This window comes from Paenibacillus sp. FSL R5-0701 (assembly GCF_037973995.1).
GTDB lineage: Bacteria > Bacillota > Bacilli > Paenibacillales > Paenibacillaceae > Paenibacillus.
This window is the reverse complement of the sequence record NZ_CP150230.1, coordinates 6,823,082-6,846,043: the sequence shown is the minus strand read 5'-3', so window position 1 is coordinate 6,846,043 and position 22,962 is coordinate 6,823,082. Positions and strand designations below refer to the sequence as shown.

23 protein-coding genes are annotated in these 22,962 nt (G+C 46.8%); 11 read left to right on the top strand and 12 right to left on the bottom strand.

The window, feature by feature from the left end:
• Positions 1-12: 12 nt before the first annotated feature.
• Both MKZ13_RS30070 and MKZ13_RS30065 read right to left on the bottom strand, forming a co-directional pair.
• Complete coding sequence (locus MKZ13_RS30070) at positions 13-693, bottom strand: DUF4956 domain-containing protein (RefSeq protein ID WP_221819971.1); 681 nt, start codon at positions 691-693, stop codon at positions 13-15.
• A complete protein-coding gene (locus tag MKZ13_RS30065; RefSeq protein WP_221819970.1) occupies positions 686-1,504 on the bottom strand; it encodes a polyphosphate polymerase domain-containing protein in 819 nt (272 codons plus the stop codon). Before MKZ13_RS30065 ends, MKZ13_RS30070 begins: the two co-directional genes overlap by 8 nt.
• A 254-nt stretch (positions 1,505-1,758) precedes the next feature.
• Between MKZ13_RS30065 and MKZ13_RS30060 the strand changes: the two genes are divergently transcribed.
• From MKZ13_RS30060 to MKZ13_RS30050, 3 genes are all read left to right on the top strand, one after another.
• On the top strand, positions 1,759-2,436 hold the full coding sequence (locus tag MKZ13_RS30060) for a response regulator transcription factor (RefSeq protein WP_047841085.1): 678 nt from the start codon (positions 1,759-1,761) through the stop codon (positions 2,434-2,436).
• Positions 2,436-3,749 (top strand): HAMP domain-containing sensor histidine kinase, encoded by a 1,314-nt coding sequence (locus MKZ13_RS30055; protein WP_221819968.1) that lies wholly within the window; start codon positions 2,436-2,438, stop codon positions 3,747-3,749. Before MKZ13_RS30060 ends, MKZ13_RS30055 begins: the two co-directional genes overlap by 1 nt.
• Positions 3,750-3,920: 171 nt before the next feature.
• Positions 3,921-4,175, top strand: coding sequence for a hypothetical protein (locus MKZ13_RS30050; protein ID WP_047841084.1), 255 nt, complete (start codon positions 3,921-3,923; stop codon positions 4,173-4,175).
• 460 nt (positions 4,176-4,635) lie between these two features.
• Here MKZ13_RS30050 and MKZ13_RS30045 read toward each other — a convergent pair whose 3' ends face one another.
• Positions 4,636-5,403, bottom strand: a complete 768-nt coding sequence (locus tag MKZ13_RS30045) for an SDR family oxidoreductase (RefSeq protein WP_221819966.1) — start codon at positions 5,401-5,403, stop codon at positions 4,636-4,638.
• A 194-nt stretch (positions 5,404-5,597) separates the two neighbouring features.
• Between MKZ13_RS30045 and MKZ13_RS30040 the strand changes: the two genes are divergently transcribed.
• On the top strand, positions 5,598-6,236 hold the full coding sequence (locus MKZ13_RS30040; protein WP_221819964.1) for a TetR family transcriptional regulator: 639 nt from the start codon (positions 5,598-5,600) through the stop codon (positions 6,234-6,236).
• Between the two features lie 6 nt (positions 6,237-6,242).
• On the opposite strand, the gene cobA is transcribed toward MKZ13_RS30040, so the two are convergent.
• The 4 genes from cobA to nirB are packed head-to-tail and all read right to left on the bottom strand — an operon-like array spanning position 6,243 to position 10,704.
• Entirely contained in the window at positions 6,243-7,013 is a 771-nt protein-coding gene (gene cobA, locus MKZ13_RS30035) for a uroporphyrinogen-III C-methyltransferase (protein ID WP_221819963.1), read from the bottom strand.
• Complete coding sequence (locus MKZ13_RS30030; RefSeq protein WP_339180535.1) at positions 7,010-7,891, bottom strand: formate/nitrite transporter family protein; 882 nt, start codon at positions 7,889-7,891, stop codon at positions 7,010-7,012. Before MKZ13_RS30030 ends, cobA begins: the two co-directional genes overlap by 4 nt.
• A gap of 37 nt (positions 7,892-7,928) precedes the next feature.
• A complete protein-coding gene (nirD, locus tag MKZ13_RS30025) occupies positions 7,929-8,246 on the bottom strand; it encodes a nitrite reductase small subunit NirD (protein ID WP_074092734.1) in 318 nt (105 codons plus the stop codon).
• A 16-nt stretch (positions 8,247-8,262) separates the two neighbouring features.
• Positions 8,263-10,704 carry a nitrite reductase large subunit NirB gene (nirB, locus tag MKZ13_RS30020; RefSeq protein ID WP_339180532.1) on the bottom strand — a complete coding sequence of 814 codons (2,442 nt, stop codon included), beginning with the start codon at positions 10,702-10,704 and terminating at the stop codon, positions 8,263-8,265.
• Positions 10,705-11,294: 590 nt separating this feature from the next.
• On the opposite strand from nirB, the gene MKZ13_RS30015 reads away from it, so the two are divergent.
• Together MKZ13_RS30015 and MKZ13_RS30010 are read left to right on the top strand one after the other, a co-directional pair.
• Positions 11,295-11,888, top strand: coding sequence for an ANTAR domain-containing protein (locus tag MKZ13_RS30015; protein ID WP_339180530.1), 594 nt, complete (start codon positions 11,295-11,297; stop codon positions 11,886-11,888).
• An 18-nt stretch (positions 11,889-11,906) separates the two neighbouring features.
• Positions 11,907-12,983 carry an anthranilate phosphoribosyltransferase gene (locus MKZ13_RS30010; protein ID WP_339180528.1) on the top strand — a complete coding sequence of 359 codons (1,077 nt, stop codon included), beginning with the start codon at positions 11,907-11,909 and terminating at the stop codon, positions 12,981-12,983.
• A 41-nt stretch (positions 12,984-13,024) separates the two neighbouring features.
• Here MKZ13_RS30010 and MKZ13_RS30005 read toward each other — a convergent pair whose 3' ends face one another.
• A complete protein-coding gene (locus tag MKZ13_RS30005) occupies positions 13,025-13,537 on the bottom strand; it encodes an acyl-CoA thioesterase (RefSeq protein ID WP_339185475.1) in 513 nt (170 codons plus the stop codon).
• A 211-nt stretch (positions 13,538-13,748) separates the two neighbouring features.
• On the bottom strand, positions 13,749-14,372 hold the full coding sequence (locus tag MKZ13_RS30000; RefSeq protein WP_091012490.1) for a GPR1/FUN34/YaaH family transporter: 624 nt from the start codon (positions 14,370-14,372) through the stop codon (positions 13,749-13,751).
• Positions 14,373-14,808: 436 nt separating this feature from the next.
• On the opposite strand from MKZ13_RS30000, the gene MKZ13_RS29995 reads away from it, so the two are divergent.
• Entirely contained in the window at positions 14,809-14,985 is a 177-nt protein-coding gene (locus tag MKZ13_RS29995) for an aspartyl-phosphate phosphatase Spo0E family protein (RefSeq protein WP_017691636.1), read from the top strand.
• A 173-nt stretch (positions 14,986-15,158) separates the two neighbouring features.
• Here MKZ13_RS29995 and MKZ13_RS29990 read toward each other — a convergent pair whose 3' ends face one another.
• Positions 15,159-16,088: a response regulator gene (locus tag MKZ13_RS29990; protein ID WP_339180525.1), complete on the bottom strand. Its 930-nt coding sequence runs from the start codon at positions 16,086-16,088 to the stop codon at positions 15,159-15,161.
• A gap of 327 nt (positions 16,089-16,415) precedes the next feature.
• Between MKZ13_RS29990 and MKZ13_RS29985 the strand changes: the two genes are divergently transcribed.
• Positions 16,416-17,852, top strand: a complete 1,437-nt coding sequence (locus MKZ13_RS29985; protein ID WP_339180522.1) for an alanine/glycine:cation symporter family protein — start codon at positions 16,416-16,418, stop codon at positions 17,850-17,852.
• 147 nt (positions 17,853-17,999) lie between these two features.
• On the opposite strand, the gene MKZ13_RS29980 is transcribed toward MKZ13_RS29985, so the two are convergent.
• On the bottom strand, positions 18,000-18,839 hold the full coding sequence (locus tag MKZ13_RS29980) for a methyl-accepting chemotaxis protein (protein WP_339180520.1): 840 nt from the start codon (positions 18,837-18,839) through the stop codon (positions 18,000-18,002).
• A gap of 285 nt (positions 18,840-19,124) precedes the next feature.
• Between MKZ13_RS29980 and MKZ13_RS29975 the strand changes: the two genes are divergently transcribed.
• A complete protein-coding gene (locus MKZ13_RS29975; RefSeq protein ID WP_339180517.1) occupies positions 19,125-19,817 on the top strand; it encodes a cyclic nucleotide-binding domain-containing protein in 693 nt (230 codons plus the stop codon).
• 136 nt (positions 19,818-19,953) lie between these two features.
• On the opposite strand, the gene pepT is transcribed toward MKZ13_RS29975, so the two are convergent.
• The gene (pepT, locus tag MKZ13_RS29970) at positions 19,954-21,192 is read right to left on the bottom strand and encodes a peptidase T (protein ID WP_339180514.1); all 1,239 of its coding nucleotides are present in this window, start codon (positions 21,190-21,192) and stop codon (positions 19,954-19,956) included.
• Between the two features lie 412 nt (positions 21,193-21,604).
• Between pepT and MKZ13_RS29965 the strand changes: the two genes are divergently transcribed.
• Positions 21,605-21,796, top strand: coding sequence for a 2-hydroxymuconate tautomerase family protein (locus MKZ13_RS29965; protein ID WP_339180512.1), 192 nt, complete (start codon positions 21,605-21,607; stop codon positions 21,794-21,796).
• Positions 21,797-21,844: 48 nt separating this feature from the next.
• Complete coding sequence (locus MKZ13_RS29960; RefSeq protein ID WP_339180510.1) at positions 21,845-22,879, top strand: NADH:flavin oxidoreductase/NADH oxidase; 1,035 nt, start codon at positions 21,845-21,847, stop codon at positions 22,877-22,879.
• Positions 22,880-22,962 lie beyond the last annotated feature (83 nt).

The following is a 22,962-nucleotide window of genomic DNA, read 5'->3' as shown; positions in this document are numbered from 1 at the left end:
TCGAATTAAAAATTAATATTCTGTTGTTGGACTCATGGTTAACGAGATATCCAGGTTGCCGTTCCGTGTGCGGATCGCATCGAGGAATTCCTTTTGGCTAACACTTTCGTGAATGGTTACACTGTAGACCAGCTCATACAGACTGCCGAGTTCAGTGGTTCTGATTTTTTTCAGATCAAAAGGTACATTGAATGTATGGAACACTTCATTAAGTGCTTCTTCATAACTCAAGTTTTCGGGGATGGTGACTTTCAGCGTTTTCAGCTGACTTTTCTTGCCGCCGAAGTTGAAGCGACTCAGGACAAACATCAGTACACACAGGATAATGGTGAACAGAACCGCGTATCCAAAAGCGCCTACACCGCAAGCAAGACCGGAAGCCATCGTGAACAATACGTAAGCAATGTCCTTTGGATCACCAGGGGCACTTCGGAATCGGATGATCGAGAAGGCACCTGCCAGGCTGAAAGCTCGTGCGATGTTGCTGCCGATGAGTAGGATGATAATAGCGACAATGACGGGCAGGACAACCATCGTTAAGGTGAAGCTCTGGGAGTATGTGTTTTGGTTAGTCTTCATGTAGGTGAGGCTGATGACCAATCCCAGAATGATGGCAAGACCAATAGTAATGACTGCGTTGTTAAACGTCAGGTTGGTATCGGTTAGGGCTGAACTGAACAGTGAATCAAGCATATAGGACACGCTCTCTTTCTATAATCGTTTTATCTTGTTCTATGGATGGGTTGAAATCGGTACCTGGTACAAGAATGCGCTCTGTCTGGTAATTCAGGTTGGTTGTTCTCACCAGGTGTCTGTACTCGTTACCGTATTTGGAGAATCCGGTGCGGTATAGACCATGCTCACAGAGCAGTTGCGACAGCCACAGCGGAACGGTTTTCTCGGCTTTTACTTCCATCAGCCATCGACCGTCCTTCACCAGCGGTTCGCCGTAATCTCCCTGTTCCAGCTTCAGATCGTATCTACGACTGCGGATGTTGGTATCAAAGGTAATGCGGAGATCCCGGCTGTTCTTGTCAAAGAGTGCTTTGCGCTCATACGCCAGATACACTTTCGGTTCCAGATCGTATACCCGGAGGAAATATTTGATCTCTTCGACAACCTGTTTGTTCATGTAATCCGCGAGCTCCGGTGCCTGTCCCGAACGAACGAATTCGTAAGCTTCATCCAACTTCAAGGCTGTTCTGCGTTTGTTCACCAGGCCAAATACTTTCTTTTTGATCTCCAGATACACTTTGGCATTCTCTTCAGGTATTCCATAAGCCCGCAGTCTCAGCTTCTCCTTGTATTTTGGTTTGGAGAGACTGGCGCGGATCAGCGAATCCTGCGGAGTGTCGAAGTACAGGTTACTGATGGAGTAGTACTCATGTTTCTTGTTGTAGGCATCCAGCTCCATGTATTTCAGCAGGTCATTGTAGAAATGTGCGTACTGCTCATCCGTCAGAAGGTACTTGCTCTCATATCGGTTGAATACTTCAATAGCCATGTGGGACTCATTCCTTTCGTTGGTGGGTTGTATGTTTTGTTGCATCGTGTATTGCTTCCATGTCTGTATCTTAGAGCCCCAACCTTGAATGAATCTTAAATGGTTTTACATTGCGTTAACATTTTTTTACCTTCCTATAATAGTGCGCATGCACAAAATGAATTAAGATTGATTCAAGGTTTGATTGATAGAATAGGCGATATCATACAAGGGTTCATGAAGACGAATAATTCAAGCAGAGGAATGAATAGATGATGAGAATATTAATTGCGGAAGATGAGGTTCATTTGGCAGAGGCTGTGTCGCAGATTTTGAAAAAAAACAACTACTCCGTGGACATGGTCCACGACGGCAGGTCAGGACTCGATTATGCGCAGAGCGGCATCTACGACCTGTTACTACTCGACATCATGATGCCGGAGATGGACGGGATCACCGTCCTGAAGAAACTTCGCAGTGAAGGCATTCATACGCCTGTCATTCTGCTTACTGCCAAGGGTGAACTATCGGACAAAGTCACAGGGCTCGATTATGGTGCCGATGATTATATCGCCAAGCCTTTTGCCACAGAGGAATTGTTAGCCCGGATTCGTGCAGCTTTACGGCGGAAGGGTGAAGTGGTTCCCGAGGATGGGCTGAAGTTTGGCGACATTGAGCTGAATACAACCCAGTTGAAGCTGAGCGTACAGGGTAAAGAGATCAAGTTGAATCTGAAGGAGAATGAACTGCTGGAGCTGTTGATTGCCCGCAAACAGGCGATTACCTCCAAAGAGCAGATTATTGAGAAGTTATGGGGATTTGATTCGGAAGTGGAGTATAACAATGTGGAGGTTTATATATCGTTTTTGCGCAAAAAATTAACCTTCCTGAACTCTGCTGTTCGCATTAACACGATTCGGGGTGTGGGGTATGTGCTTGAGGTGACGTCCTGATGTTCAAGAAACTCCGAAATCGATTCCTGATCGTGAATCTGTTGTCCATATCTATTATGATGCTGGTGGCATTTGCGACGATCTATACAATTACGTATCAGAATGTGCAACGTGAGACAAATATGGAGTTGTACAAGGTGTCCGATTTCTATCACAGTCCTTATAATTCATCCAAGATGCCGCGCGGGGAAGGACAGGGTTCCGGTACAGATTCGTTTCCCTCCGATGCCATGGGTGGTGATAATGAAGGACCGGGGGGTAATCCCAACTCACCTCCGGCACGTTCCGTTTCATTCATGATTAAGACGGACGACCAGTGGAAGATTACGGATACGCATTCCCGCTTTGATATGGAAGATACGTTCTACACCGAGGCGTTGCAAAAGGTTGACCAAGATAAAGTTGGTGATTCGGGACGGCAGACTGGACAATTTGCGCTGGATGGAACGGACTGGGCCTATGTGGTTGATCCGAGCGGTGATGGGCATATGATTGTCTTCATTGATGTGACGGCACAACAAGGTATTCTTACGAATCTGATCTATACATTTGCAGTTGTCGGACTGGTTATGCTGATTGTGATCTACTTCTTGAGCCGTTATTTTGCGAATCGTTCCATTGCACCGGTTAGGGAAGCGTTTGAGAAACAAAAACAATTCATCGGTGATGCTTCTCATGAGCTAAAGACACCTCTGGCGATCATCAATACCAATGCCGACGTACTGCTCGCGAATCAGGAGGATACCATAGCGAACCAGGCGAAGTGGCTGCACTATATCAAGTCGGAAACCGAGCGCATGACCGGACTTACGAATGATCTGCTCTATCTGACACAGATGGACGACTCACGCTCCACGATGATTCATGCGAAGTTTAATATGAGTGATGCGGTAGAGAGTATTATTTTGCCGATGGAGGCCGTTATTTTTGAGAAAAATATCTCCCTCGATTACAACATTGAGCCGAATCTTACGGTTTATGGGAACAGTGAGCAGATCAAACAGGTCATTCTGATCCTGCTCGATAATGCGGTGAAGTATTCCGGTCCAAAAGGCGCCGTAAACGTCACCCTCCAGAAACAGAATAATGATGTCATGCTAGCCGTGTCCAATACAGGGGAAGGCATTGCGCCGGAACATCTGGATCGGATCTTCGATCGATTCTATCGCACCGATTCGTCAAGAGCACGCAAACATGGTGGGCATGGTCTGGGGCTGGCGATTGCTCGCTCCATTGTGGATCAGCACAAAGGAGAGCTGTACGCTCGAAGCGTGGTCGGAGAAGGCGCAACATTTTACGTGCGGTTGTCGTAGGGGCAGAGTGATGAGCTATCTCTACACTTATCCTTCGCTCCCGCTCTATAATCGTTGGTCAGGCATAAGTTCTGCCTGTAATGGGTTAACCTATGCTACAATGGCAACAGTATGTATGAATCAAGGAGATGAACTGACGTGGCAGAAGCAAACGCAATTAATGAACAAGAAATGATGCAGTATATTGCAGATAAAACGAAGGCAAGCCAGGCGAATATCGCCCTTGTGCTGAAGCATGAGCAAGCGTACATCAACAAGGCGCATGAAAATTCCAAAGGTAACGATGTGGATATTGACGGCGATGATCTGGCTGACTACATCCTTAGTCGCAAAGATGTGAAGCTGGATGAGTTGACCGTGGAAAGCATCCTGGATGCTGAGATGGATTACTTGATGGACAAGGGTCACGCGGGATACGTCGATTAAGTTAAGTGTACGCAAAATTTAACGAACCTGACATGCCTTATTCGGGTATTTCTCGCTCGCTTGGGAATGTAACGAATCTGAGACGTGTTATTCTCTGGATTTTAGGACTTTCCCATGCAGTTAAAGCATTTCCGCGGAATTAGCGTGTCTGAGATTCGTTAGTTCGGGAAATAAGCTCTATTAGCTGATATAAGGTGTCCTAGATTCGTTAGAGTAAACACAAGGTGCAACGAGGCGTTAACTGGCTGTTTCAAAAGACATTTTCACAGATGCAACCTTATGCATGGCAAGTGCTGTACTGTCAAAAAGACCTCAACTCCACAATACTGTGGTGTTGAGGCCTTTTTTAGATTGTAGCGACCAGGCATTCCTTCGGGAATACCTGTCGGTATAACTTTTCTAAGGATGGACTTGAAGTTCTATCGACCCAATCTCTATCAATCCTACCGTTTGCAGCTTCTTATTGTCCCATCATGCCGCCATCTACAGTGTAGAGGGAAGCTGTTACATAGGATGCTTCTTCGGACAACAGGAAGTTCATTACTGCAGCGACTTCTTCCGGTTCACCATAACGGCCCATTGGAATACTGGACACGGTTGCTGATTGATAATCTTCCACGTTACCGGAATTAGCTTCGATCTGACGCATCATACGTGTGTTGATTGTACCTGGCAATACAGCGTTAACCCGGATATTATAAGGTGCCAGTTCATTCGCAGCGGTACGCGTGAGACCAACTACGGCATGTTTGGACATAATATATGGAGACACAGCAGGTGCACCCATCAGACCCGCGAGGGAAGAGGTATTGAGAATCGCACCGGATTTTTGTTTTTTCATCACTGGAATGACATTTTGCAGACCCAGGAATACCCCACGAATGTTGACGTTATATACGGTGTCGAGTGCTTCAACACTCAGGTCTTCGATCAGTCCTGTTGGACCTTCAATTCCGGCATTGTTGGCAAAATAATCGATTCGACCAAAAGCATTCAATGCTTTTTGCACATAGTTTTTCACGTCTGCTTCTTGGGATACGTTCGCTTTTACGGCGATGACGTGCTCTTTGTCGAGGTTCAGATCAGTAATCGTCTGCTGGATGGCTTCTTCATTCAGGTCCACCAGAACCAAGTTGATTTTGCGCTCAGCAAGGCGGCGTGCCAATTCTTTACCAATGCCTCCGGCTGCTCCTGTAATAACGGCTGTATGTGTATAAGTTGTACTCATGATTATCCGCTCCTTATTCATTATTGGCAGGTATTTCTCAAAAAAAGTTTCAACCTGTCGTCTATCTTTCCTGTCTCAATGTTAAGATATACATAGCCGTGTGACAATAATCATTGACAGCGCATATGTCAGCTATCGGACAGAGATGTAAGCGGTGTTCATTTATATTACAATAATGAACAAAGGAGGCGAGAATGTTGATCATTGAACATCCTCAGGACCGGAGAGCACGAAGAACGCAGGATGCGATCATCGCTGCGGCGGTTTCTTTGATAGTGGAGAAGGGAGCAGACGCTTTAACCATTCGGGATATTACGGAGCGGGCGGATTACAACCGAGGAACCTTCTATTTACATTTTCCCGGCAAACCGGAGTTGTTGCAGTTCATACTGGATGATTTCATGCAGGGAGTGGGGCGAGCTTATGCAGAACCATACGCACAGCTCAAAGAAGTGGACATGACTGCATTGCTGCCATCCACGATGCCTGTATTCGAATATATTGAAGCCCATCAGGATATCTTTCGTGCATTAATAACGATGCATTCGGATATGGGTTCCCGGCTGTGCAATATGTTTAGAACGTATCTAACCGAAGATTTTGTATTGGTGACCGAGGATAGTGAGTGGACGATTAATTACGACATCATGTTAAGTTATCTGGTATCTGCTACGGTAGGCGTGATCATGCATTGGGCAGAGATTGGATTCAAATATTCTGCGCATTATATGGGAGAGCAGCTTACGGCGCTGATTAACATCAAACCGACCCGTCTGCTGATTGAACCAGGGCAGAAGGGTCGGACTATTCATGAGCGTATGCTGTTGGATTAAGTCAGATTATCCGGTCATGGATGCGTTCGCCGCCTGTTGCATCTGAAGCAGCTGTTCGCGGATCAGGACAGACTCGCCGATCATAATTAATGCCGGATTAATCACTTTATGCGACTTGGCGAGGGAGTGGAGTTCGGCAAGTGTGCCGGTAATGATGCGTTCCTCCGAAGTGGTTCCCCGTTCGATTAAAGCCGCAGGGGTGTGTCCGCTTTTGCCATGGTGAAGCAATTCATGTTGGATCTGGGGCAGTTGGCTAATACCCATGTAGATGACCAACGTATCTACACTATGGGCCAGCAGGTCCCAGCGGACCGAAGATACACTTCCATCACTGCCGGTTCCCGTGACACATGCGAAGGATGAAGCAACCCCGCGATGGGTTAACGGAATAAGGGATGAAGCGGATGTACCTACAGCCGAAGTGATGCCAGGAATGATCTCAAATGCAATCCCTGCTTCCGCCAGCACAAGCGCTTCTTCACCACCACGGCCAAAGATAAACGGATCGCCACCCTTGAGTCTTACAACTTGTTTGCCTTCCGCCGCATGTGCAGCCAGCATCCGTCCAATCATCTCCTGACTCATGGAATGAAGGCCTGGCGCCTTGCCGCAGTAGATGCGGAGTGCTCCTTCACGAGCCACAGCGAGCAATTGATCATTCACTAGCCGATCATACATAATGACATCTGCAGACTGAATACGTTTCAGGGCTTTTACCGTAATCAGATCCGGATCTCCAGGACCAGCGCCAATAATACTAACCAGGCCCCGACTCATGATCGTGTCCCCAGTTTCGGTCCAGCATCGGAACTTGCCAATCCTGAACGACCACCCTGAATGGTCGCCAGTCTGGTCGATAGCTTTACTGGATTTCCCCAGTGGTGTGCAGCATATAGACCGAGGCCTGTAAATACAGCTCCTCCAATGAGGTTACCCACCAATACCGGGATCTGATTCCACAGCCACCAGTCAGCGAGACTGACCTGTGCACCAAGCATCATACCTGCCGGAATGACGAACATATTTACCACAGCATGCTCAAATCCCTGAGCGAAAAATATCGTAATGGGCAGCCACATCGCTACGATTTTACCCAGTGTAGAAGTGGACGTCATTGCCATCACTGCCCCGAGTGTGACCATCCAGTTACATAGAATGGCTTTGATGGTGACCAGAACAATGCCAGCCCCGCCCAAGTGCTGATACCCCAGTGTCTTGCCTTCACTGGTCTGGATCAGCGTTTGAATTAGAGGGTTGCTCATATCCGTACCCATCTTGGTAATGGTCAGGCCGTATAAGAGAGCATAGAAAGCACATCCGATCAGATGACCGGTAATCACCCAAAAATAATTTCGGAGCATCTCCATCCATGTTACTCTACGTTTCATCACTGCGAGTGGAAGCAACGCAAAGTTTCCTGTCACCAATTCAAGACCCAGTAGAATAATAATGGCGAATCCAGCCGGGAATATCAGTGCACCTGCCAAACCAACGGAAGTTTGAGATACAGCGGTATATGCCAGTGTCGTTGCAAAGGCAAGGATAGCCCCCGCCAGAAAACCGCGGATCAGCATCTGTACCCGGTTCATTCTGGCCTTGCTCTCACCAGCTTCGACCATCGATTGCAGCACTTCTGCAGGTTTAACAAAATCCATAGCGCACGCCTCCTTGATGTCAGGGTATCTCTAGCATTTAGCCCGCAATCGTGATGTAAATTTCTCCGCTGTTGCCATCCACTTCTGTTTTGTAGGTATTCAAGCAGCCTTCATCCGGCTCATGTACCTTACCGTTACGCAGATCAATCTTCCAATCATGCAAAGGACAATGAACAGCTGTCCCGCACACCATGCCTTCCGACAGCTTGCCGCCCTTGTGAGGGCAGCGATTCTCGACGGCGTGCAGACTTCCGTCGCTCAGTTTGAAGACGGCAATTTCGGTGTCCTGTATCAGGAATGTCCGTGCTCCCTTTTCATCAATATCCGCAAGGTGTCCAATCCGGAATTTGTTCATCGCTGTTCCTCCTCTTCTAGTGGGTTACCGGCTCGGCACCGGACAGTGGGGTGAAGTTTTTACGTAATTTCTCATCTTCAATGATTTCCTTCCAAGGATCAACCGTGTGACCCAGTGTAACTTCCAGACGTTCAACCAGAGCGAGACGTACATCCCGATCCGCCAATGCTTCCTTCACATGATCCAGACCAACCCGTTCAATCCATGCCGCTGTTCTCTCATTCCATTTTGCGTTCTCTCTATAGTACTGCAGGTAAGAGTAAGTCCACTCTTCCACTTCCGCATCGGTCTTCACCGTACAGAGCAACTCGGCTGCACGAACCTTGACTCCCGCGTTACCGCCAACATGAATCTCCCAAGCGCCATCAATGGCGACAACACCCAGATCTTTGATGGTCGCTTCAGCACAGTTCCGCGGACATCCCGAGACAGCGAGTTTCACTTTGGCTGGAGCTACCATCTTGTCGAGTTTTTTCTCCAGACGAATACCCATCTCAATGGAATCCTGTGTGCCGAATCGGCAGAACGTATTACCTACACAAGTCTTCACCGTACGAAGCGCTTTGCCATAACCAAAGCCGGAAGGCATATCGAGTTCCTCCCAGATCTTCGGCAGGTTCTCCTTCTGTACACCGAGCAGATCGAGTCGTTGTCCACCCGTGAATTTCACCAAAGGCACATCGTATTTCTCTGCAACAGTTGCAATTTTGATCAATTCCGCTGGAGAAGTAACACCACCATAGATCCGTGGAATAACGGAGTAGGTACCGTCCTTCTGGATGTTGGCATGATAGCGTTCATTGGTGAATTTGGATACACGCTCGTCTGTGTATTCAGCCGGCCAGATCATACCGAGATAATAGTTGAGGGAAGGACGGCACTTGGAGCAACCTTCCGGTTCATTCCACCCGAGAACATTCATGACTTCCTTCACGCTTTTGAGTCCCATCTCCTTGATCTGAGCAACAATCTCATCCCGATCATAGGACGTACAGCCACAGATGCCTTCTTTGGTCTGTTCGCCTACATTATCACCGGCATAATACGTGAGCAGATTTTCGATAATAGGTTTGCAGCCACCGCAAGAAGCGGAAGCTTTGGTACAGGACTTGATTGCACCCAGTGTATTACAGCCTTTATTCAGAACCGCGTCCCCGATGGAAGCTTTGGTAACACCGTTACAACCACAGACGATCTCGTCATCCGGCATACTCGCCATGCGTTCTGCGACAGATGGGCCCGAGGCCGAACTACCGGAAGGTACACCGAGCAAAATTTCTTTCTCCCGACCACTGATGTTCTCACCACTCTTAATGAGGGAAAATAGAGAAGCGCCATCTGTGGTATCCCCGAACAATACAGCTCCGATCAGCTGTCCTTCTTTGATCACCATCTTTTTGTACACACCATCGACGTCATCCTGAATACGAATGCTGCGAGTGTCTGCAGCGTCTTTGAATTGTCCGGCAGAGAATACGTCAACACCTGATACTTTCAGCTTGGTAGAAGTGACTGAACCTTCGTATCCTTCGGTTGCCGCGCCAGCCAGGCGTTTTGCGAGCACCATACCTTGTTCATATAATGGAGCTACCAGTCCGTAGGCAATACCGCGATGTTCTGCACATTCGCCAACGGCAGAGATGCCAGGGATGCTGGTATGCATATAATCATCTACAATGACTCCGCGATTCACATCGAGGCCGGTATTGCGAGCCAGTTCAATCTGCGGACGAATCCCGACAGCCATGACAACCAGATCCGCTTCAAGCACCGATTGATCGGTGAAACGAATGGCTTTCACTCGATGTTTGCCTGTGATTTCTTCGGTATGTTTGTTCAAAAGGAACTTCATGCCCTGATCTTCAAGCTCACGCTGGAGCATCAGGCCTGCCGGCAAATCCAGGTTCCGGTCCATCAGATGACCGTTAATATGGATGACCGTGACGTCCATGCCCAGATTAAGCAGTCCCCGCGCTGCTTCCAGTCCAAGCAATCCGCCTCCAATGACGGCAGCTTTACGATACTTTTGTGATGCTGCCATCATGGTCTCGCAGTCTTTAATATCTCGGAATCCGATCACGCCTTCCTTGTTAGCGCCGGGAAGCGGGAGGATGAACGCCTGTGAACCGGTTGCCATAATCAGCTCATCGTAGGCTGCGCGTACACCATTTTGAGATACAACTTCTTTGCGCTCGGCATTGATCTGAACGACTGGGTCACCGGGGTATACCCGAATGCCGTTATCTTCGTACCAGCTCCACTCGTTGATTACGATATCTTCGATCGTTGTTCCGCCTGCCAGTACAGAAGATAGCATGATACGGTTGTAGTTGGGATGCGGCTCTGCGCCGAAGACTGTAATTTCATAAGCATGCGGAGCAAGCTTAAGGATATGTTCAATTGTGCGGATTCCCGCCATGCCATTACCGACCAGCACCAGTTTTTTCGTTGTACTCATTATGATTAGCCCCCTTAGGTCCATTCTGCAAACTGCCTCAAAACCTTGTCTCTAAAATCGAAAAAGCCTGTTATGCCTCGGAGGACTGCGCATATACATACGCATCCCTTGCTCCGAGATTGCAAAACAGGCTTCATTGCCGTTTCAACCAGCTACGCCGTTGTAACTGTGATCGATTCAAATATGGAGTTGTTATGGCTTAACTATAAAAGATCGATCTAACCATGTCAAGATAGTTAACATAAAAAAGTATTTGAAATTTAAAGTTAATTATGTTTACATGAGTTTATTGGAATATCAATGGGACGACGACGTTTTACAGACATACCTTCATAAGAATGAAGGATTTAGATAAAATTAGTATACCGGTTATGAATAAAACTGTAGAAAAGGTGCCATGGTCACTGTTTCACCCTTTTTTAGTGCAGGATGGCGAGGCATGAAGTGCTTATCAACATGTTGAATTCAGAACGTATAATCGTGACTATTTGGTTTTTGTCAGGTAACATGACACATTTATTGCTTTCATGTATTAACGCCTTAAATGTTATGGACTCTGACTATACGTAATAGGGAGGGATTGATCCATCATGCGATCTTTATTGGTCATCCGTGTACAACCAACGATAGCTGCCTCATCCGATGCAATCCCTCTGACACCGGAGAGGCTGCTGGGAGCAAACGGGTACCATGTACAAGTGGCAGGCAGTGAAACGGAGGTGCTGAAGCTAGCTCGTGAGGCGGAAGCATCCATTTTACACCTATCCCTGACTGATGTGGAATACTGGGGGAACTGCCTGGGAAAGGGTAAGTCGGATTCACCACTGCTTTGGTGGTGCGCGCCAGACACAGCCTCTTCCTCCGCAGAGTCCTGCGAGGTCGAAACCTCATTTGATGGAATACTTACGCCATCCATGACCGGGCCCGAGATTCACTGGACTCTTCACTTTGCAGCCCGACGTTACATGGAACGCAAACAGTGGGAGCAGGAACGGAAGCAATTGCAATCCAGGCTGGAAGATCGGAAGTGGATTGATATGGCGAAGGCTATCCTCAGTGATCTGAAGCAGATCTCGGAGGCCGAAGCCTATGACCTGTTACGCAAAAAAGCGATGGATGAACGCAAACGGATGGTCGATGTAGCTACAGCAATTGTGAAGGCCCATCAACTGCTCCAGTCTTAATTGGAAGGAGGATTCTCCATGGATATGTCTCAGATACTCCGAGAGGTCGGACGTGGGAAACGAGGCTCGCGTGATCTGAATTATACAGAAGCACTGACCGTTGCAGAGAAAATCCTGAAACAGGAGGTTTCCCCTGCCCAGACGGCTGCGTTTCTTATGGCTGAACGTATGAAAATGGAAAACGTCGAGGAGCTGGAAGCTTTTGTTCATGCTTGTCGTAACAGTGCGGAACGTTTCACCACATTTCAGGATGGATTGGACTGTGCGGGTCCTTATGATGGACGGACAAAGTCGTTCATGGCCACGTTTCCGGTTGCGTTTGTACTCGCGGCGGCCGGGTTGCCGGTGACTTTGCACGGAAGTGATCCTTTACCGCCCAAGTGGGGCGTCACGTTGTCGGTACTGTTGAAGGAAGTGGGTATTGATACACACAAGATGGATCGGGAAGATGCCCGGAGCGCTGCATTGCGTTCGGGTGTCATGTACGTGTCCTCCGAGGATTGGTGCGAACCTCTTCGCAAGCTTCGTCCGTTACGGGAAGAGCTGGGTTTTCGAACGGTGTTTAACACAGCAGAGAAACTGATTGATTATAACCATTCACCGTATTTGGTGTTTGGTGTGTTTCATAATACCTTTCTGGATCGGATTGCGAAGTTGCTCACCCGGTTTAACTATCTTCGTGCTTATGTTGTACAGGGGATGGAAGGTTCTGAAGATCTGTATATTGATCGCCCAACCCGCGTATACGCCGTGGAAGACAGTGATATGAAGCTGGAATTGGTTGATCCAGCAGCCTATGAACTGGATATGCCCGTGCCGGAGCTCGTCTGGACGGCTGCAAAGCAACTTGAAGTGGCGGAAAGTGTGTTAAGCGGTGAGGGTCATATTGCTTTTGTGAATCAGGTCTTGTTAAATGGAGGTTTTCGCTTGTACGTGGCGGGGCGTGTCAATTCCATCGAAGAGGGCATATACACTTGTCAGGGATTGCTGGAGAGTGGTGCAGCGTATCGCATCTATCAGCAGTGGTGTGTCTCCATGGGTGGCGAACTGCCGGATAACAGAGCGGTGTCCATCTATCCGGCATCGTCCAGATAATGTAATGCTGGTATTCAATCTTGTTATTGTTTAGCTTGTTTTTATTCCCAAGGATAAGTAACGGTCAGGAAGTCAGCGAATTTCTTGCTCTCTTGCCGCCGTTGTTTCCGCATGGCCGCCCGATCCGGGGCGGTCTCGTATAATTTCTTTTCTTCTTCCGTCTCCGGAATAATGCGAGGCACGATCAGTTTGCGATTATTTTCGTCCAAGGCCACAAAGGTCAGAAATGCAGTTGCTGCAATTTTCTTCTCTCCGGTTTTCAGATCCTCTCGAATCACTTTCACAAAAATCTCCATGGAACTGCGTCCTGTCCAGGACGCGAACGATTCAAGCGTAACCGAATCCGATGGGTTAATCGGGTACAGGAAATCTACCGAGTCAGTTGAGGCCGTTACGGTATTGACCCGGCATAGCTTGGAAGCGGCGATAGATGCAATATCATCGATGTAGGACATCAGCTTGCCGCCGAATAGCGTATTATGATTGTTGACATCGGTTGGGAACACCCGTGCCGTCTTGAAACAACGTGTTTCGCGTACATATTTTTTCTCCACCTGATCCATCTCCGTGGGTTTCGGTATCTCTCTCATGCTTTTTCCTCCTGACAGTATTGCTACTGTGACATTTCTTTTCAGGTGCTGCAGGGTCTTTTTATAATCTATTATTCCCTAGTATAGGTGTCGGTTAGATACATATTCAAATGAAGTCAGACTGCAAAAAAACCGCCAGGCGCGGACCGGCGCGCTGGCGGTTAACTGCTGTATATTAAGCCTTAGGCTTGAAAATGCCGGACGGTTTGCCGATCGGCAAGAACGCATAACCGAAGTGAGCGTTCAGTACCGAAGCACCTGTACCATACAGGGACACAATTCCGATCGCCATTTCAGCGTATGCTGCAATGGTGTGGAAAATGTGAGGAGCTACGCCGAAAGCGTCAAAGGTCAAGCCAAGGAACAGGAAGTCGATCAGAATGAAGATGATAAGCAATACTTTATTCGCTTCAATCGCACCGATTGTCATGAACAGGGTGAATACGAGGTATCCGGCAAAAGCAAATCCGAGCTGTTTGCCATCGGCCTGTTCAGCAAGCGTGGAGCCAAATACACCCATTTTGATCATCCAGTTGGCCGCCATGGCAAACCAGAAGAATGCGTACGCGCCAAAAGCCGTTGTGCCAAAGGTATTGTTGCGTTTGGAATCTTGAATACATGCGAATAGCTGGGCAAAGGCACCCAGGAAGATCGCCCAAGGAATAGCGTAGCTAAGTCCATCCGTAATGCCAAGCTTTTGGGAAGAAGCGACCAGGGTTACGATAGCCAACCCAAATAATCCCATTGCGCTGGGATCGGCGTTAACAATTTTGACTTTAGTCTGTGAATCGGTCTGCATGTTGATGATTAAGCCTCCAATAATATCAAATCAGGATCAATGGCCGTCGTTGGCCGTCCTCTAAATTACATCATTTGTATCCGCCGGGTCCGGACACACACATCGCCCTATTGTACCTGAATGACCCTATTATGGAAAGGGATTTTATTACCTTTTGAACCAATGTACTTTCTGTTTTTTCAATATACACATTTACGACACAATCCGTTCTGGCGGTGAACGATGAGGCCAGACGCTAGAATCCAACCCACGATAATACCACTAAAATTGCGTCATATCAGCCATTTTCGGATCAGCTCTTGTGTGATAAAATAATCTTTATCAAAATTTGGAGAAGAATACAAAACATCCTTGTCTCCTATGCCATATGTTAATCCAACTATAGATTGACAGGAAAAACTAAAATGGTTCACAGAATAAGGAGGTATCAGGGGTCATGGTTATGAGTTTGGATTTGAAAAATAAAATAGAGAAGGCCAGACATAACCTTCATATGCTGGTAGAGCATAACAAGGGTGGTCTTGGGCATCCCGATGTGATTCGGCAGTCTATGGCATTGGACGAATTGATTAATGAGTATAACCGAATTAGCCGAAACCATTCACGGGCCTGAACCCAAAGCGATTTTGATTTTATACACGAAACAAATCATATAGATTGTAACGCTTGATCGTACAGACGGGCATGAATATAGCCGGTATGGACAGCCTCAGTTGATGAGGCGGTATCCTACCGGCGTAATATTCATGCCCGTTTGTTTTGGCATTGTATCCATCATGCATCTGTTTAATGCAGCAATCGTTTGGCTTCCAAATATAGGACCTGCACGAACTTTTTTGTATTAATGCGTGTCTGGGACAAGGAAGGCTCCACATTGTTTTGCAGCTCCAGCATTTTCTTGCGAATTTCGGTGAAATCGAAAAATTTGGATGCATAGTTCTCGAATTTGGGATGTGTATAATCTGTTAATCCCAGAGAAACCACATGGCTCAGAGTCTGGAAGATGGCTCTTCGAACACGTTGTTCCGATGCCTTGATCTCCTTGTTCACCTCTGCGAGAGAGGCGTCTTCTCCCAGTTTACGTATCGCTACATTCTGGAAGATGTCTTTGAGGGATGGGAACGTATAGGGGGACAGCTTATGCTCATCTGTCTCTACCTGCTCCAGATATTCCAGCATGTCCAGCAGATCCCTGCTGCCTGCTTCGCCGATCATGCCCATCTCGGACAGCAGGAAATGTCCTGCAGTCGTAATTGTTTTGTCCGGAACAGGAGCCGCAGCACGTTCGATAGAATTCAAACCGGACAATCCCTGCAATGTCCTCTGAATATCAGCGATGGATTGCTGCATCCGAAGCCTTTCGTTCACCAGCCGCAGAACAGATAGAATCTCTAACCGGTTAATCGGCTTCGTAATATAATATTCAATGCCTAGTGAATAGGCTTCTCCGATCATATTTTTCGACTCGATCTGGGAGATCATGACGATCTTGCCCTCGAACCTTCCTTCAAGCGCCCGCACAGTCTGGATCCCGTCTCGTTGTGGCATCAGCAGATCAATCAGCAGGATATCCACCTTATGCAGTTCCAACACTTCCGCGTGAATATGTGCTCCATCCTCAGCTTCCCCGGCAATATCGCCAAGGCCTTCATCCTCAATAATATCCATCAACATGGAACGAACGCCGGGATCATCATCCACGATAAAATAACGCATGTCAGTCATTCCCTTTCTCTGCGAATGGTGTGATTGAGAAATCTATGGTAAAGGGGGTTAACTCCGCCATGAACTCTCGTTCCAGTGTAATCGTTCCTTTCCTTCTTGCATAGAACCTGATATGTCAGGTTAAATGACAATGATTGGGCGATAAAGCCCATTTTTAAAATAAATGTAGGAATTGCATGTAGGTATTTGTCGATTTCCGTAGATGCCCTTGTAGTATAAGTAACATCCTGAAGTCTGGGGCTAGTGTTGTGCAGAATGGTACAAACTTTTCACGTGACCATCTCTGTGTTTGAAATACACCATAAAAGGGGCATACCGATGGAGCAAACAATACAAGATATTGTCGTCATTTTCAATGATTTTCTATGGTCCAAAGTGTTAATTATACTATTGGTAATATGTGGTATATACTTCACCACCAAGACCCGATTCATGCAATTCCGCATGATTGGAGACATGGTGAAGGTGCTTCTAGAGCCGAAAAGCAAGGTACCAGGAAAAATTTCACCTTTTCAGGCGTTCTGTATTAGTATGGCGGCCCGTGTAGGTACGGGGAATATTACCGGTATTGCACTGGCGATCGCACTGGGTGGACCTGGGGCTATATTCTGGATGTGGATCATTGCAATTATCGGGTCAGCCTCCAGTTTTGTGGAGAGTACGTTGGCTCAGATCTATAAAGTGAAGGATAAGGGCGGATTCCGCGGGGGTCCGGCATATTATATGGAACGTGGGTTGGGCAAACGCTGGATGGGGATTTTATTTGCCATTCTCATCACACTTTCATTCGGTTTGGTTTTCAATGCGGTGCAGTCTAACACGATTACCGTTGCATTTGAGAACTCATTTGGCACGGATCGGTTAACGGTGGGTATCATTATGGCTGTGATATTTGCAGGAATTATCATGGGCGGTGTCAAGCGGATTGCAAAAGCATCGGAATACATCGTTGTTGTACTGGCCGTATTGTACATTGGGGTGGCGGCTTTTGTGGTGCTGGCGAACATTACCCAGCTTCCGGCCATGATTGCGTTGATTGTCAAAAATGCCTTTGGCATCGAACAGGTAGCTGGCGGAACGTTAGGTGCTGCACTGATGAACGGTGTGAAACGCGGATTGTTCTCCAATGAGGCGGGAATGGGTAGCGCCCCGAATGCTGCTGCAACGGCGGATGCAACACATCCGGTGAAACAGGGACTTATTCAGGCGTTTGGCGTGCTGACAGATACGTTAGTGATATGTACAAGCACAGCCATGATTATTTTGCTATCCGGGGTATACAAAGGCTCCAATCTGGGTGGCATTGAATTAACTCAGGCTGCATTAAGTGTACATATTGGTCCATGGGCATCAGGATTCCTGGCGGTTATGGTGTTCCTGTTTGCTTTCAGTACACTAATCGGAAATTATTACTACGGAGAAACCAACATTGAGTTTATCAAATCCAACAAAGTTTGGCTGTGGGTATACCGCATTTGCGTTATCGCGATGGTGGTGTTTGGTGCGGTAGCCAAAGTGCAGCTGGTATGGGATTTAGCAGACTTGTTCATGGGGCTCATGGTTGTTGTGAATTTGATTGCTATTCTGATGCTGTCCAAGGTGACTTTTGAAGCGTTGAAGGACTACAAGAAACAAAAGGCTGAAGGTCGTGATCCCGTCTTTACGCGGGACCGCATTCATATTCCGGGTGAAGTGGAATGCTGGCAGTCGGAAGAAGAAGTTATAGGAGATAAATCAATACATGTAACCAATTAAGATTTTATCTGAACGTAGTTGGTTATATAAAATGGGCACAACAAACAACAGGACTTGGATTATCCATCATGGGCAACCCGAGTCCTGTTTGTTGCATATAAAATGTATTCTTGCACTAGCCAAAGTTCATCAAAAGATATGTTTTGGTTAATTTTTAACGGAATAACTGATCAGTTGTTCGGACAGAACTTTCATTCGCTCCCCTGTTTCATTAAGCTGCTCAATCACATCCGTAAAGGAGGATACAAGCGTTGCTTGTTCCTGTGAAGAGGCTGCAATCTGGGAGACTTCAACTTCCATCTGTTTGATGACCTGTTGTACATCTCTCAGACTGGTATCGATATCACTTGTAGCTTGTTTGGCATCCACAGAGAGTTTGCGTACTTCGGAAGCAACCACACCGAAACCAGCACCAGCTTCACCAACGCGAGCGGCTTCAATAGCGGCATTCAGGCCAAGCAAGTTGGTTTGCTCAGAGATTTCACGAATGAACCCGGCTACTTTGTTGATTTGGGAAGAGTTCTGAACAGCAAGTCTTGTGTTCTGCAAGATCTGCTCACTGGTTGCTTGCAATTCTTCAGCATGAGCAGCGACATGTTGCACCATATCAACGAGGTTACCATTGATGGTTTGATTTTCTTGTATAATATCCTCAAGTTGGTTCTGGTTAGATTGGTCGTAAGATACACAGAAAACAGCAACAACTTTCTGGTGATCATCAAAGATCGGAATGTTCAAAATATCCAGTTCGATACCATAAACGTCCTTGGAGAGAGTAGCGAGAGTAGCTTCTCTTCCATTTTTTAAGATGGAAAAGTTTTGATACGATTCCAAGAGTGGCATTCCTTTTTCAAAACCAAGGTCAAACTTGTCGGTGGTAATAACCTCCAATACCTTTTCGTGATCATATACAGTTAAACTAGCTGGTTCTCTAAGGATCAGGCTGATATAAGGCATTACTTTAAGCAGGGCATCTACAACGTTCATGGAAGAGGACCATCCTTTCAATATTTGAATGTATTATTTTTAACGATCTCTATGGAATGCTCTATCTTTCATCGGACGGTAATGGCCTTTCGTGAACGGCATTTTGCATGAAAGAATGAACATATTATGATTAAATTTTAAAATATTTCCCATTTGAAATGATTTACTGGATATAAGTGTTAGCTGTAACTATTTTTATATCAAGATATTTGTACGAATGTATATCAATTATGGGACATATGTCCTTTTGCATGCGTTATATACGACAACGGAGGGGAAGTCGGAATGAAAGAAATTATGGACTTTGGACTTGTGCGGCAGCTCGCCCGTGAGAATGGGTTGGATCAGGTGCTGGACAAGCCTGCACTTGCTGAGTTGCGACTACTTGAAGCTGCGAAGGGCGAGATGATATGTGCCAAAGGTGAGCGACCGGAGCGATTGTATTTTCTCGTGCAGGGCAAGCTCAAGATCTATACCACCCTGCCTAACGGGAAGTCTCTGTTGCTTCGTTTCAGTACACCACTTGCGCTCGTGGGAGATTTGGAACTGATAAATGGCAAGGAGGCTATGAATACGGTAGAGTCTGTGAGCAGAAGCCTGCTGCTGGGTATCAGCTATCGCGCTCTCCAGAATACGTATGCAGAGAACCCTAAGTTTCTCCACTTTATGTTGAGTCAAGTTACGCATAAATTGTACACCTTTTCCAACCTGTCAAGTCTGAATATGTTATATCCGGTCGAAAGCCGATTTGCCAGCTATCTGTTGTCCACCATGGGCCAGGAGGAGTCCTCTTCAGAAGAGATCCAGACCTCCAAGCTCACCGAACTGGCAGATATGCTGGGCACCAGCTATAGACATCTTAATAGAGTCGTTCAAGATCTGTGTAATCGAGATATTATTCTCAAAGTGCAGCGAAAGCTAGTGATCTGTGATCTGGAACAGTTGCGTGTCATCGCGGGAGGCAATATATATGAGTGATGGCATTTTAAAATAAAGACCAGGTCTGTATATCTATGCGACATGACGCGACACATTAAATTACAATACGGTATAACAAAGAGCACCCTCCCGAATATACCGAGGGGTGCTCTTTTTGCTATACACTTCAAGTGGATTAGATATCTCCGCGTTGTTCGAACAATTGAGCGATCTCTACAATGACACGGGTTGCCTTCACCATATTGTCTACCGATACATACTCGAATTTGCCGTGGTAGTTCTCACCACCAGTGAAAATATTTGGTGTTGGCATGCCCATATAGGATAGTTGGGAACCATCTGTTCCTCCCCGGATGGGGCGAATAACAGGTTCGATGTCCAGTCGGGTCATGGCTTCATGGGCAATATCGACGATCTGGCGTACGGGTTCAATTTTCTCGCGCATGTTATAGTACTGGTCATTCAATTCAACCGTGATGCTTTTCTCTCCATACTTGGTCTTCAGTTCGTTTGCGATTTGGAGCAGATTTGTTTTGCGTTCTTCAAACTTCTCCCGGTCGAAATCACGGATGATGTAGCTCATTTTCGTCAACTCAACGTCACCCTCCAGAGACAACAGATGGTAGAACCCATCATAACCGTCCGTGAATTCAGGAGCTTCCTCCACAGGCAGGCGTCGATTCAATTCCATCGCAATTTTCAGGGAGTTCACCATCTTATCCTTCGCTGTTCCGGGATGTACATTGGTGCCTCGTACGGTAATTTTGGCGGCAGCTGCGTTAAAGCTCTCGTATTCCAGCTCACCAAGTGGTCCACCGTCGACTGTGTACGCATATTTGGCTCCAAAAGCAGCTACATCGAACTTGTGCGGTCCACGGCCAATCTCTTCATCCGGGGTAAAAGCAACCCGAATCTTACCGTGTTTCACTTCCGGGTGCTCAATCAGATAGGTCATCGCCGTCATGATCTCGGCAATGCCTGCCTTATTATCTGCACCAAGCAATGTTGTACCATCGGTTGTGATCAGGGTGTGGCCTTTATACTCGTGCAGTTCCGGGAAATCCTTGTTGGACAGTACTACATCCAGCTCCGAGTTCAGCACAATGTCAGCACCATCATAGTTATCGATAACCTGTGGTTTGACATTTTTGCCAGTAAAGTCGGTCGCTGTATCGAGGTGAGCCAGGAAACCAATTACGGGAACATCCTTGTCGGTATTGGATGGCAGTGTAGCCATGACATAACCGTTCTCATCCATCGTTACATCTTGCAGACCAATGGAGGTACATTCTTCAACGAGCAGTTTGCCCAAGGCCAGTTGGCCGGATGTGGAAGGGCATGTCTCGCTATTTTCATCGGATTGGGTATCCATCTGAACATAAGTACTCAGTCTTTGAATTAATATATCTTTCATATATAACCTCTCCCTAGCTTGAGTAGTATATAAGTTGAACTACTTGTTTTACACTGATCCACTACGAGGCCAGAATAACCTTCTGATCGCTGTTATCCCCAGATTTTTTTGATCCACTTTTACAAAGGTGAAAATCTGAGGATAAAGGCGAGCGCTTCGCTTCTACAGGTTATTTCTGCCCTCTCCGTTATCGTGTAACCGTTAGTCACAACTTATGTAAATTGGGTATAGTAATTATTGTGGTTCTCTATGGTTATCATATCATGTTTTGCAGTCATTTCCAGAATGGGGCAGATCCGAAATATGAGGATTTCTAGGTATCAAAAAGGGTACTAGGTCACAAAAATGTACGTACTTGTATTTCTGTAACTGAGGTTCATAATAAATAATGAAGAAAGGATGAGTTCTAGACATGCCATTTATCACGGTTAAAGTACTGGAAGGCAAGTCGGTTGAACAGAAACGTCAGTTGATTGAACGTATGACTCAGGTGACCTGTGAGACGCTGGATGTTGATCCGAGCAAAGTCTTTATCTTCATTGAGGATTTGGAGAAGGACAATTACGGCAAGAACGGAAAACTGTTTTCGGACTTAGACAAATAAGTAAGGCTTCATATATATCATGATCATGGAACAGGAGATGTAACATTAATGACTGAACAATTATTTTCGCCCTATCAATTCAAGAGTCTGCAATTAAATAACCGTGTCGTCATGGCACCAATGTGCCAATATTCTGTCACTGCGAAGGATGGTATTCCGAACGATTGGCATCAGGTTCACTATGTGAGCCGTGCGGTTGGAGGAACAGGACTGATTGTAATCGAGATGACCGATGTAGATCCGGATGGACGTATTACGGATAATGACTTGGGTATATGGTCAGATGAGCATGTGCCGGCCTTCACCAAACTTGTAGATGGAATTCATGCCTACGGTTCCAAAGTAGCTATTCAGATCGCACATGCAGGACGAAAAGCAGAGGATGCTCCGCAGCCGGTTGCCCCATCAGTAGTTACATTTCCGGGAGAAAAGTACAAGGAACCACGCGCGTTAAGTACGGAAGAGGTAGAAGCCATGGTGCAGAAGTTCGCAGACGGTGTTCGCCGCGCAGTACAGGCTGGAGTAGATACCATTGAACTGCACGGTGCACATGGATATCTGATCCACCAGTTCCATTCCCCGCTGATGAACCATCGTGAGGATGTATATGGGCAGGATCTGTCCCGTTTTGGCGTTGAAGTCATTCGTGCAGTGAAACAAGAAATGCCAGCAGATATGCCGCTGATTTTGCGGATTTCGGCTGTAGAATACGCGGATGGTGGATACGACATCGACCACACCATCAATATCGCTCGTGCCTACCAAGACGCAGGCGTGGACATGTTCCATATCAGTTCAGGTGGAGAAGGACCTTCGGGACAGCGGAAACCGGGGAACTATCCGGGGTATCAGGTACCATTTGCCCGTCGCTTCCGTGAAGAACTGAACGTTCCTGTAATCGCAGTGGGTATGCTGGAGGATGCAGCATTGGCTCAGGCGGTGATTGGAAACGGTGATGCGGATCTGGTTGCTGTTGGCAGAGGTATGCTGCGTGATCCTTACTGGGCGAACCATGCCGCTCTGGAACTGGGTGTCAGCAAGGATCAAGCTGCCATTGCAGAGCAATATTCTCGTGGATACTAATTTGCTCTAAATTGTATTTACACTTGCCACTCCGATGACAGAATAACCTTCCGATCTGAGGATAAAGGCGAAGTGTATGCTTT

Bases quoted from the DNA above. Each gene is read 5' to 3' on its own strand.
- MKZ13_RS30015 (WP_339180530.1), top strand. From the start codon at position 11,295: ATGCGATCTTTATTGGTCATCCGTGTACAACCAACGATAGCTGCCTCA.
- MKZ13_RS30000 (WP_091012490.1), bottom strand. From the start codon at position 14,372: ATGCAGACCGATTCACAGACTAAAGTCAAAATTGTTAACGCCGATCCC.
- MKZ13_RS30060 (WP_047841085.1), top strand. From the start codon at position 1,759: ATGAGAATATTAATTGCGGAAGATGAGGTTCATTTGGCAGAGGCTGTG.
- MKZ13_RS30030 (WP_339180535.1), bottom strand. From the start codon at position 7,891: ATGGATTTTGTTAAACCTGCAGAAGTGCTGCAATCGATGGTCGAAGCT.
- MKZ13_RS29960 (WP_339180510.1), top strand. From the start codon at position 21,845: ATGACTGAACAATTATTTTCGCCCTATCAATTCAAGAGTCTGCAATTA.
- MKZ13_RS30070 (WP_221819971.1), bottom strand. From the start codon at position 693: ATGCTTGATTCACTGTTCAGTTCAGCCCTAACCGATACCAACCTGACG.
- MKZ13_RS30010 (WP_339180528.1), top strand. From the start codon at position 11,907: ATGGATATGTCTCAGATACTCCGAGAGGTCGGACGTGGGAAACGAGGC.
- MKZ13_RS30040 (WP_221819964.1), top strand. From the start codon at position 5,598: ATGTTGATCATTGAACATCCTCAGGACCGGAGAGCACGAAGAACGCAG.
- MKZ13_RS30050 (WP_047841084.1), top strand. From the start codon at position 3,921: ATGATGCAGTATATTGCAGATAAAACGAAGGCAAGCCAGGCGAATATC.
- MKZ13_RS29975 (WP_339180517.1), top strand. From the start codon at position 19,125: ATGAAAGAAATTATGGACTTTGGACTTGTGCGGCAGCTCGCCCGTGAG.
- cobA (WP_221819963.1), bottom strand. From the start codon at position 7,013: ATGAGTCGGGGCCTGGTTAGTATTATTGGCGCTGGTCCTGGAGATCCG.
- nirD (WP_074092734.1), bottom strand. From the start codon at position 8,246: ATGAACAAATTCCGGATTGGACACCTTGCGGATATTGATGAAAAGGGA.
- MKZ13_RS30045 (WP_221819966.1), bottom strand. From the start codon at position 5,403: ATGAGTACAACTTATACACATACAGCCGTTATTACAGGAGCAGCCGGA.
- MKZ13_RS30055 (WP_221819968.1), top strand. From the start codon at position 2,436: ATGTTCAAGAAACTCCGAAATCGATTCCTGATCGTGAATCTGTTGTCC.
- pepT (WP_339180514.1), bottom strand. From the start codon at position 21,192: ATGAAAGATATATTAATTCAAAGACTGAGTACTTATGTTCAGATGGAT.
- MKZ13_RS29965 (WP_339180512.1), top strand. From the start codon at position 21,605: ATGCCATTTATCACGGTTAAAGTACTGGAAGGCAAGTCGGTTGAACAG.
- MKZ13_RS29985 (WP_339180522.1), top strand. From the start codon at position 16,416: ATGGAGCAAACAATACAAGATATTGTCGTCATTTTCAATGATTTTCTA.
- MKZ13_RS29990 (WP_339180525.1), bottom strand. From the start codon at position 16,088: ATGCGTTATTTTATCGTGGATGATGATCCCGGCGTTCGTTCCATGTTG.
- MKZ13_RS29995 (WP_017691636.1), top strand. From the start codon at position 14,809: ATGGTTATGAGTTTGGATTTGAAAAATAAAATAGAGAAGGCCAGACAT.
- MKZ13_RS29980 (WP_339180520.1), bottom strand. From the start codon at position 18,839: ATGAACGTTGTAGATGCCCTGCTTAAAGTAATGCCTTATATCAGCCTG.
- MKZ13_RS30065 (WP_221819970.1), bottom strand. From the start codon at position 1,504: ATGGCTATTGAAGTATTCAACCGATATGAGAGCAAGTACCTTCTGACG.
- nirB (WP_339180532.1), bottom strand. From the start codon at position 10,704: ATGAGTACAACGAAAAAACTGGTGCTGGTCGGTAATGGCATGGCGGGA.